Annotated in this window: 9 protein-coding genes; 6 read left to right on the forward strand and 3 right to left on the reverse strand. The window is 50.2% G+C overall.

Going from position 1 to position 8,689, the window contains the following annotated elements:
* A partial coding sequence (locus tag QUA99_RS15805) for a hypothetical protein (protein ID WP_333460372.1) occupies nt 1-296 on the reverse strand: 296 nt, incomplete at its 3' end.
* Nucleotides 297-371: 75 nt separating this feature from the next.
* Here QUA99_RS15805 and QUA99_RS15810 point away from each other — a divergent pair.
* Together QUA99_RS15810 and QUA99_RS15815 are read left to right on the forward strand one after the other, a co-directional pair.
* The gene (locus QUA99_RS15810) at nt 372-950 is read left to right on the forward strand and encodes a transposase (protein WP_333238297.1); all 579 of its coding nucleotides are present in this window, start codon (nt 372-374) and stop codon (nt 948-950) included.
* A gap of 40 nt (nt 951-990) precedes the next feature.
* On the forward strand, nt 991-1,131 hold the full coding sequence (locus tag QUA99_RS15815; protein ID WP_333460375.1) for a hypothetical protein: 141 nt from the start codon (nt 991-993) through the stop codon (nt 1,129-1,131).
* A gap of 194 nt (nt 1,132-1,325) precedes the next feature.
* On the opposite strand, the gene QUA99_RS15820 is transcribed toward QUA99_RS15815, so the two are convergent.
* Both QUA99_RS15820 and QUA99_RS15825 read right to left on the reverse strand, forming a co-directional pair.
* Nucleotides 1,326-3,248 carry a penicillin-binding protein 2 gene (locus QUA99_RS15820; protein WP_333238301.1) on the reverse strand — a complete coding sequence of 641 codons (1,923 nt, stop codon included), beginning with the start codon at nt 3,246-3,248 and terminating at the stop codon, nt 1,326-1,328.
* Nucleotides 3,249-3,458: 210 nt separating this feature from the next.
* Nucleotides 3,459-4,037 carry a hypothetical protein gene (locus QUA99_RS15825; protein ID WP_333238303.1) on the reverse strand — a complete coding sequence of 193 codons (579 nt, stop codon included), beginning with the start codon at nt 4,035-4,037 and terminating at the stop codon, nt 3,459-3,461.
* A gap of 338 nt (nt 4,038-4,375) precedes the next feature.
* On the opposite strand from QUA99_RS15825, the gene QUA99_RS15830 reads away from it, so the two are divergent.
* The 4 genes from QUA99_RS15830 (at nt 4,376) to glgB (ending at nt 8,221) form a co-directional block, all read left to right on the forward strand.
* Entirely contained in the window at nt 4,376-4,597 is a 222-nt protein-coding gene (locus QUA99_RS15830) for a serine protease (protein ID WP_333238305.1), read from the forward strand.
* A gap of 116 nt (nt 4,598-4,713) precedes the next feature.
* Nucleotides 4,714-4,995 carry a glutathione S-transferase N-terminal domain-containing protein gene (locus QUA99_RS15835; RefSeq protein WP_333238307.1) on the forward strand — a complete coding sequence of 94 codons (282 nt, stop codon included), beginning with the start codon at nt 4,714-4,716 and terminating at the stop codon, nt 4,993-4,995.
* A gap of 40 nt (nt 4,996-5,035) precedes the next feature.
* Nucleotides 5,036-5,329: a hypothetical protein gene (locus QUA99_RS15840; RefSeq protein ID WP_333238309.1), complete on the forward strand. Its 294-nt coding sequence runs from the start codon at nt 5,036-5,038 to the stop codon at nt 5,327-5,329.
* Nucleotides 5,330-5,926: 597 nt separating this feature from the next.
* Nucleotides 5,927-8,221 (forward strand): 1,4-alpha-glucan branching enzyme, encoded by a 2,295-nt coding sequence (gene glgB, locus QUA99_RS15845; RefSeq protein ID WP_333238311.1) that lies wholly within the window; start codon nt 5,927-5,929, stop codon nt 8,219-8,221.
* Nucleotides 8,222-8,689: the final 468 nt, after the last annotated feature.

The raw sequence follows: 8,689 nt of genomic DNA on the forward strand, positions 1-8,689 counted from the left end.
GGGTGAGAGCCGATCGCGCCAGCGATGATTTTGGGGTAGGGAAACGGCATTGCCGTGTCCTCCATCGCCCCACCGGGGAGGGTGAGAGCCGATCGCGCCAGCGATGATTTTGGGGTAGGGAAACGGCATTGCCGTGTCCTCCATCGCCCCACCGGGCGATGCTTACATCCGATCGCGCCAGCGATGATTTTGGGGTAGGGAAACGGCATTGCCGTGTCCTCCATCGCCCCACCGGGCGAGGGTGAGAGCCGATCGCGCCAGCGGGCAATTCGATCGTCCAATCCGGTTAATTTCACCCGTTACCCCAAATCAGGACACGGCAGTGCCGTGTCCCTACAATTTTTATATTCGTACTATTTTATTTTCAGAGTATGCCTTACGACCCCCAAAAACACCACCGCCGTTCTGTTCGTATTAAAGGATACGATTATACTCAACCGGGGGTTTATTATATTACCATTTGCACCAAGGGACGACAATGTATATTCGGCGAAGTGATTGACGGTCAAATGCGATTAAATTTTTTAGGTTATCTTGCCCACATTTGTTGGTTAGACATACCCAATCATTTTTCCCGTTTTCAATTAGATACCTTTGTGATTATGCCCGATCACGTACATGGACTTTTGGCGATCGTTGACAATACGCCCGTAACGACACAGCAAAGGCGTGTCCCTACCCCCGAACAATTTGGTCAACCCGTTCGCGGTTCTATTCCTACCGCGATCCGTTCGTATAAAAGTGCTGTTACGAGATTCATTCATAGTTTCTGCGAAACAACAGAAGTTCCTGTCTGGCAAGATGGTTTTCACGAATCAATTATTCGCGATGAAAAAACTTTGAATTGCAAAAGGCAATACATCATCAACAATCCTCAGCGTTGGGGCGACAATCCTCAGAAATTAGAACATCAGAAAAATCACCCTATTTTGTTAGATTTGCGTTTTTAAAGATTCGTAAAAATACGGTTTGTAGGGAAACGGCATTGCCGTGTCCTCCATCGCCCCACCGGGCGATCGTTACATCCGATCTGACGATAATTTTGTGGTAGGGAAACGGCACTGCCGTGTCCTCCATCGCCCCACCGGGCGATCGTTACATTCGATCGCCCTGACGATAATTTTGGGGTAGGTAAACGGCATTGCCGTGTCCTCCATCGCCCCACCGGGCGATCGTTACATCCGAATCCGGTGCGATTTTACCCGTTACCCGAAATCAGGACACGGCAGTGCCGTTTCCCTACAAATTGGGTGATGGTTAAATCCCCGATCGTCCAATCAATTATTACCCGTTACCCGAAATCAGGACACGGCAGTGCCGTGTCCCTACTTACTCGGCGCAATCTTCTCAATAGAAATCAGCGCCTCCATCACCGACTCCACAATCGGCGCCGCCACACTTCCCCCCGTACCGCCCTTCGGTTCATCAATCACCGCCAAAACCACATACCGAGGAGCCTCCACAGGCATTATCCCCACAAAGCTAGTAATAATCGCGTTCTTAGAATAACCCCCACCACCATTTGCTTTTTGAGCCGTCCCCGTTTTCCCAGCAATCCGATACCCAGGAATTTGTGCAGCTTTCCCCGTACCGCCATCAACCACAGTTTCCATCATTTCTAAAACTTTCTTGGTAGTTTCCGGCGAAAAAACCTGCTTCGGAACAGCCCTCGGAAGTTTCCAATAAGCTTGACCTTCCCTATCAAAAAGTCCCCGCACAACGTGAGGAGTCACCAGCTTGCCGCCGTTGGCCAAAGCTCCGTTAAGCTGCACCAACTGCATCGGAGTAATCGAAAAACCCTGACCAAAAGCCGTAGTAGCAACTTCCACCGGAGAGTTAATAAATTGCTCTCGATTTTTAAGCTGGCTAGTTACTTCAAAAGGCAAATCAGTTCCCGCAGTTTGTCCGAGTCCGAGTTTTTCTAAAGCTTGATAGTAAAGAGAAGCTTTCATACTTCTCATTACGTGCACCATTCCCACATTGCTAGAATGTTTCAAAATCTCCGTAACAGTGGAAGGGCCCCGCGCGCCTGCTGATTGGTAATCGGAATTTTGGATAGTCCAGACATCCATGTAAATTCGACCTTCATCATTAAACACAGTGTTAGGTTTCACCGCACCCGCTTCCAGAGCGATCGCCACATTAATCGCTTTAAAAGTCGAACCAGGCTCGTAAACATCAGTTACCGCCCAATTTTTATACCGCGACAAATCGAAATTAAAATATTGATTCGGGTCATAAGAAGGTTCCGCTACAACTGACAGCAATTCGCCGTTACGGGCATCCATCACAATCACCGTGCCCCGCTTCGCTTCCTGTTCCTTCATTTTTTCCTTGAGAGCAATTCGGGCCACCCGCTGCAAGCGACTGTCGATCGTCAGTTGCAATTTCAAATCATCAAGCTGCACAAATCCCGCCGTCAGCCGATCGGGAACCCAATTCCCATCGCTCGACCTGCTAAATTGAATCGACGGCATCGATCGTTCCAGCAAATTCTGCTGGCTGTATTCCACCCCAGCTTGTCCCTTCCGTTCCCCGTCTACATAACCGAGGATATCAGCCGCCAGTTCCTGCTGCGGGTAAAAACGCTGCTGCTGCCGCACCAACTCCAGGCCATCCACCGGACTATTTTTAATTTGTATCTGGGCGACGCGATCGGCAACCTCTTGAGCCAGAGACTCAGCAATCGTGATACCCGTTTCACCAAGATTAAACCTTCGCAGCAGCTCAGTTTCCGACGTAGTTCCCGGACTCAGTTCGATCGCCAGCATCGGAGCCAATTTAGCGGCAATTTCCGCCTTCGAGTGGTTGAACAACTTCGGGTGAGCGTAGAGCGTGTACACCTGTCTGTCGATCGCCAAAACATTCCCTGCGCGGTCAACTATCGGGCGTCTCGGCACAAACGGCTTCGTTTTGAGAGTTTGCTGCTGCTGGGCCTGTTTGCGCAGCGCTGGAGCTCGCGTTACCTGCAAATAAAACAAATTCACAGCCAGCCCCAGCCCCCCCAGCATCAACACCGCCCACACTGCCCACAAACGAAACTTGCTGCGTTTTAAACGATCCACCGGCCGCCCCCAAGGTGGAGCGGTCTGTTGTGGCGATCGGTCGTTTGTGCCGGACACACTTGGTTTGGCTTGTTTTTCCCACAAAGTACGCGCGGCGAAGCTATCCCGTAGGGAATCGCCCGACGGTTTTGGGCGTTGGAAGTTCGGCGATCTGTAGCGGTCAAAACGGGGGTCGTAGCTCATAAAATTAAAAATTAAAAATTAAACAGCAAGTTACTTATTTTTAACTTTTAAATTCCGCTTGGCAGAAGGAAATCGATCGCGCCTTGCCCAAAAGTCAAACAAGAAGCCTGAGGACATGAATCCGAAGCTGCACCGTCAAATTTTCCGGTACTCAGAGTCTGCGGCCCTCGGACATTCTCCCCCTCGGGCCATCTTCGCGTTGACATTGCCTCAATACCCCAGCGGTGTTTCCACACCCACTCGATTCTTGAGAGCCGGTTCTGAGTTCGGTGCCACAGTAACGGGCGATCGACTTGGAGGGGCAGGCGACAAGAAAATCGTGTCTGCAGGCTTCTGCGGGGTCAAACCCGTTTCGGGATTTTGGGCTTCTTTAGCAAGTTGGTGTTTCAAGACTTCGCTAGCAGCACTCAACTGCTGTTCCCCCCGGCGCAGAGTTTCCAGCTTTTGATACTCTTGGCTCCAGCGCTGCTCGCTGTAAACAGTCAAGCCGTAGAGAGTCAGAGCACCACCCAAAAGCAGAACCGCTGCGGCTGAGGAGGCGCGCTGCACCCGCAGGAGCGATAGCAACCACATTGGCTGCTGCTGGCGATCTGGCAGGACTTTCACCACAGATGGGGACGGCCGAGCAATCGCCTGGGCGTCGGCGGGCGAGTAGTTGGGCAATACCGGCCCTGTCTTCGCCCGCCTAGCTCGGGCAATAGAAGTCACTTTGCTGTTGGCTGGGGCTGAAGCGGGCTTGCGGGCCGATCGGGATCGGCGAGAATCCGGGGATCTGATAGCAGCGGTCATAGAGTTCACCAATACGTAAAGTGGGGCAGCTTTAGCTTGATTGAGGTTAGGAGTTGTTTCAGTTGCCGATCGCCAATTGTGGCAATCTGGGTTCGATCGGTTATCTTTACCAAAGATACCTCACAAACCAACCAACCCATCCTACCACTCGTCTCTTTGACTTCAGGATTGGCAAAAAAAAAGGAAATCTTTGCAGGTTCGCCAGAATCTATGTGAAATTTATTAATAAATGCAGTATTGTAATCAACGAGCGAATCGTTGCTCTATTCGTGCCAGCATTGTTTCTCAAGTACACTATTCCCTTCCTGGCGATGGGTTTTTAATGTTAAGGAGTGTTTATGAACAAGGGATTAATTCGTTTGACTTTGGTACTGAGCTTGGCAGCAGCCCTCGGCGCTTGCGGCGGTGAACCCACCAGCCCCACCAGCCCCTCTCCGGGCAGTCCTGCCAGCACTACTACTCCTCCTCCTGCTTCTTCTCCATCTCCAAAAACCACTCCAGGGGCTGAAAAGTCTCCGGCTGCTGGAACTGCTTCCCCTTCTCCTAAAAAGTCTCCCTAACTAGGGTTATCCCGGAGTCTTTGCCCAACGGGCCTAGCCTGGGGGTGAAAAATGGTTCGCTCCTCGCATTTTTCAATCTCGTAGGTCTAGGCTTCAAGTTGGGTGTTAGCTGTCTGATGCTTTTACTAAAGTTCAGTAGGTTCCCTTACTGTCGCCAAGTCTTCTTAGCGCTGGGTTACAAGGGTATTCGTTTTCAAGTTGAAAATTTGACTGCCAGCCTGCACGTTTTGATACTCAAGCCTCTGACGGGGGGTTTGAGGACAGTGCCAGTGCTGCAGCCTCAACTCGAAGGTCAACCTCGGGCGATGCCTGACTCCACGCAAATTTTTTTGCACTCGATCGAGTCTCGCTTTCCTTCCCCACCTCTGTTGCCGGCAGACGAGAGAAAAGCAAGCTGAGGCTCAGACGGTCGGAGACTGGCTCGATGAAAGCATGGGCATGGCTACTCGATTGATTGACTGCGAGTTTTGCGCCGGTGCGGGCAAGCAAATCTACCCGTCTGTTTTGGGCCAGTTAGCAATTCAATTGGCGCGCCGCCAGTTCGGCATTAACCGGGCGGCAAAACTCCCTCCCGTTGCGCCTGAGCGATCTTTAGGCCTGTTGCACCTTCGCTGGCAGGATGGTGCTTATGTGGTACGGGATTGCTCGATCGTGCCAGATATTGCAGCAGCGGCGCTGCTGACTCCTTTAGCTTTGATTCCTCAATACCGAACTGAGTGTCCTTGGCGATGAGATCCCATTGCTCAAAGTCACCGACTTTGCAGGGAAACTCTGCCTCCGGGATGTGAAACCGGAACCGCAGGGCGATCGTCAAAGCCTGAAAATTCCAGCTATATAATGATTAGCGACTCCCAAAACTCACTCTCCTTGACCCTCCCTGCCCTGGCAAATCCATCAGAGTTAGTCATGGGCGCAAAAAACCAGTTTTTCGCGAAAATCCGACCAGTGTGTGCGAGGGAAATCTGTGTAAAAACCCGGTTTCGGAACCGTCAAGAGTGCGGAGCGTCCTGAGAGTTAGAAAAACTATCGAATATCACACAGTTGAGAAAAAGTCAAGGATATTTGGGGGTAAATATAAAATTTTCAATTTGTTTTAAGATTTCAATACCTAGATGTTAGCCGTTAGTAGTAAAACCCCCAGTTGGACCGCCGAAAAGGCAATCAGATTGCCTGCTGTCTGGGCAAGGGCGCGCGCTGCCGCCCAGACAGCAGGCAAATTCATACTAATCAGTGGTACGATTAGCGATAAAAAATGTATCGAAATGTAAAGTGCAGCGCCGCTCTAGGTTTTGAAAGCCATTTAGTTAAAAGATTCAGGTAGGTAGTTTTATGCCCGCGACCGTCCCCTTTGAACAGATTGACCGGATTGTGTGGAATCAGCACCAAGATCCATTTGAAGTGCTAGGCCCCCACGCGATCGAACACAACGGTAAAAAAGCCTGGGCCGTGCGAGCTTATCTGCCGAATGCAGATGCCGTATCGGTGGTTGTGCCAGAAGCGAGGGCAGAATACTCGATGCAATCGGTACACCACCCTCACTTTTTTGAATGTACGATCGAAACCCCAGAACTAGCAAACTATCAACTGCGGGTCAAAGAAGGGGAACACGATCGCTTTATCTACGACCCTTACGCCTTTCGATCGCCCAAACTCACAGAATTTGACATTCACTTATTCTCAGAAGGCAACCACCACCGGATTTATGAAAAATTGGGGGCGCACCTCACCGAAGTAGACGGCATCACAGGAGTATATTTTGCCGTTTGGGCCCCAAATGCCCGCAACGTCTCTGTTTTAGGAGATTTCAACTATTGGGACGGCCGCAAACATCAAATGCGGAAATCCCAAAACGGGATATGGGAATTATTTATTCCGGGACTCGAAGTGGGAACTTCCTACAAATACGAAGTGAAAAACCAAGACGGACATCCCTACGAAAAGTCCGATCCTTACGGTTTCCAGCAAGAAGTGCGGCCGAAAACAGCATCAATTGTCACCGACTTAAATACCTACACTTGGAACGACAGCGCTTGGATAGAAAAGCGGCGGCACACAGACCAACTGACGCAGCCGGTTTCAGTTTACGAATGCCACATCGGTTCTTGGCTGCACGCAGCTACTGACGAACCCGCCGTGCTACCAAATGGGGAAATAGAACCCCCCGTGCAGGTTTCGGAACTCAATCCCGGGGCGCGCTTTCTGACTTACCGGGAATTAGCCGATCGGCTGATACCCTACGTCAAAGATTTGGGATTCACTCATATCGAAATGCTGCCCATCGCCGAACATCCTTTCGACGGTTCTTGGGGCTATCAAGTCACCGGCTATTTCGCCCCAACTTCTCGCTACGGCAAACCTGAAGATTTCATGTATTTTGTTGACCAGTGCCACGCCAACGGCATTGGCGTACTGGTGGACTGGGTACCGGGACATTTCCCCAAAGACGGACACGGTTTGGCTTTCTTTGACGGAACTCACTTGTACGAACACGCCGACCCCCGCAAGGGCGAGCACAAAGAGTGGGGAACCCTAGTATTTAACTACGGCCGCAACGAAGTGCGGAATTTCCTAGTATCAAACGCTCTGTTCTGGTTTGACAAGTACCACATCGACGGGATTCGCGTAGATGCCGTAGCCTCGATGCTTTATTTGGATTACTGCCGCGAACCCGGAGAATGGCTGACCAATCAGTACGGGGGCCGGGAAAATATCGAAGCGGCGGATTTTCTGCGGCAGGCTAATCACGTCATTTTTAGCTATTTCCCAGGTGCGCTGTCGATCGCCGAAGAATCTACCTCTTGGCCGATGGTATCTTGGCCGACCTATGTAGGCGGTTTGGGTTTCAACCTGAAGTGGAACATGGGTTGGATGCACGATATGCTCGACTACTACCACATGGACCCGTGGTTCCGCCAGTTCCACCAGAACAACATAACCTTCAGTATGTGGTACAACCACAGCGAGAATTTCATGCTGGCTTTGTCCCACGATGAGGTTGTCCACGGCAAAGCCCACATCATCGGGAAAATGCCAGGGGACGAATGGCAAAAGTTTGCAAACGTGCGGTGTTTGTTTACTTTTATGTTTACTCATCCCGGAAAGAAAACGATCTTTATGGGGATGGAGTTCGGTCAGTGGCAAGAGTGGAACGTTTGGGGGGATTTGGAGTGGCGTTTGCTGCAATTCGAGCCGCACCAAAAGTTGAAGCTGTTTTTTAAGGATTTGAACAATTTGTACCGCAGCGAAACGGCACTTTACAGTCAAGATTTTGCTGAGGACGGGTTTGAGTGGATTGATTGCAGCGACAACCGGCACAGCGTCGTGGCTTTTGTGCGCCGAGAGAAGGATGGCGACGAGTTTGTGGTTACGGTGTGCAATTTTACGCCGCAGCCGCACTCTCACTATCGGGTAGGAGTGCCGGAACCAGGTTTCTATACGGAGTTGTTTAACAGCGACGCGCGGGAGTACGGCGGCAGCAATATGGGGAATTTGGGCGGTAAGTGGACTGATGAGTGGTGGTTCCACAATAGTGCTTATTCGATCGACTTGTGTTTGCCACCTTTGGGGGTGTTGATTTTAAAGCTCGATCGGGCAAAAACAACAGCAAAATCTCAAGAGTTTTAAGTTGTGAATGGTGATAGTTTTGAGTTAAAAATCAAAACTTTATTAAACGTAGAACTTTGAAGGTATTCAGAAACCCGGTTTCTCCAAAAAACCGGGTTTTTTTGTTTTTTGTTGTGGCCAATATCCAGAACGGAAACTATACCATTTTAGATTTGAGAATTGAATAATTGGGAATGATATCGTTTCCGGTTGCATCGGAATTAATATTATCTGAAATCAGGACACGGCGCCGTGCCGTGTCCTCGCTTAGGAATGAGAATTAAATAAAATCCACTTTTCCTGTTTGTTGTGGGATGGGCGTCCCACCCGTCCAGAAAGGACGGGCGGGACGCCCATCCCACAAGAACAATAAATTGTAAGTTATTTAATTCTCATTCCTAAGCTGTTCTACATTTAAACGGAACTTACCCCTGCAGGGGGTAGTTTCGGTGGCTGTATTCTTTGAGCCGTATTCGTTTTAGCTATTTG

The sequence above is a fragment of the Microcoleus sp. F10-B2 genome, assembly GCF_036704965.1.
GTDB lineage: Bacteria > Cyanobacteriota > Cyanobacteriia > Cyanobacteriales > Microcoleaceae > Microcoleus.